General features: G+C 75.1%; 1 protein-coding gene and 1 pseudogene. One reads left to right on the top strand and one right to left on the bottom strand.

The annotated features are described in order from the left end of the window. Positions 1–291, bottom strand: a 291-nt coding sequence (locus tag GTW08_RS19935) for an alcohol dehydrogenase catalytic domain-containing protein (RefSeq protein WP_161152370.1), incomplete at its 3' end; no start/stop codon positions are given. A 90-nt stretch (positions 292–381) separates the two neighbouring features. Here GTW08_RS19935 and GTW08_RS19930 point away from each other — a divergent pair. Next, a pseudogene (locus GTW08_RS19930) lies at positions 382–1,275 on the top strand (hypothetical protein); the annotation flags it as partial.

Below are 1,275 nucleotides of genomic sequence, written 5' to 3'. Positions count from 1 at the left end.
CCGCGGCGCCCAGCCGCCCTGCATGTCCGGGCAGCCGCCGAACACCTCGTCGCCGGGGGCGAACCCGGTGACGCCGTCGCCGACCTCCAGCACGGTCCCGGCGACCTCGCGGCCGAGCACCGCGGGCCCGGCGACGCCGTAGTCGCCGTCGCGCATCCGCCGGTCGCCCGGGTTGACCCCGGCCGCCCGAACCCGCACGAGCAGCTCACCCGGCCCGGGCCGCGGCTCCTCGACCTCGACGAACGCCTGCTGCTCCGGGCCACCCGCCGCCACGAACCCGTACCCGCGCACCCGCCACCTCCGTGATCGGTCCCGGGCTCCCACGCTACGTCCGGCGGGCCCGGGATGCGCGAAGATCACGATCCGGTATATCGTTAGCATATGCAACGGACTGTGCCGACCGCGTCCGACCGCCTCCTCCGGGCCCGTGACCGGTTCGTCGCCTCCGACCCCGGCCTCGTCCGGCTCGTCTCGGCGGTCCGCGCCGTGCTGGCGATCGCCACCGCGCTGGGCGTGGAATACCTCGTCGCGACGGTGACGGGCACCCCGCCGCTGGTGCCGATGATGCTCGGGGCGGTGGTGGCGATGCTGGCCTCGTTCGGGGTCGTCGACGCCACCCGCGCCGGGCAGGCGGTCACGCTGTGCTTCCTGGCCCTGTCGATGCTCGCCGGGATGGGCGTGGCGCTGCTCGTCGACCGGAACCGGCTCGCGTCGCTGACCGCGTTCGTCGTCGTGGTGTTCGTCGCGGTCTGGGTGCGCCGCTTCGGGCTGCGGTACTTCGTCTGCGGCATGGGCGGGTTCATGGGCTACTTCTTCGCCCTGTTCCTGAACCTGCGCCCGGAGATGCTGCCCGGGGTGGCCTTCGTCGTCGCGGTCGCGATCGTCTGGGTGATGCTGCTGACGCTGGTGCTGCTCCCGATCCGCAACGACCGGGTGCTCCGCCGGATGCTGCGCTCGTTCGAGGCGCGGCTCGCCGGTCTCGCCGGGACCGTGCTCGCCCTCGACGGGCACGCCCCCGGCACCGCGGAGCGGGAGCGCGCCGAGGCCCGGCTGGCGAGCCGTCTGGTCCGGGTGAACGAGGCCGCGCTGGTCATCGACGGGCAGCTGGGGACCCCGGCCGCCGTCGCCGACGACGACGCCGCCCGGATCGTCCGCCGGGCGGTGTTCGACGCCGAGCTGGCCGTGACCGCGCTGACCCGGGTCGGCCCCGGCACCCTGGACTGCGACGACGCCCGCGCGGTCCTCACCGCACTGCACGGCGGCCGCTGGGACGCG

It is taken from the genome of Pseudonocardia sp. SID8383 (assembly GCF_009864975.1).
GTDB lineage: Bacteria > Actinomycetota > Actinomycetes > Mycobacteriales > Pseudonocardiaceae > Pseudonocardia > Pseudonocardia alni.
Note: the sequence above shows the minus strand (reverse complement) of the source record. Positions and strands in the feature narration are given on the sequence as shown.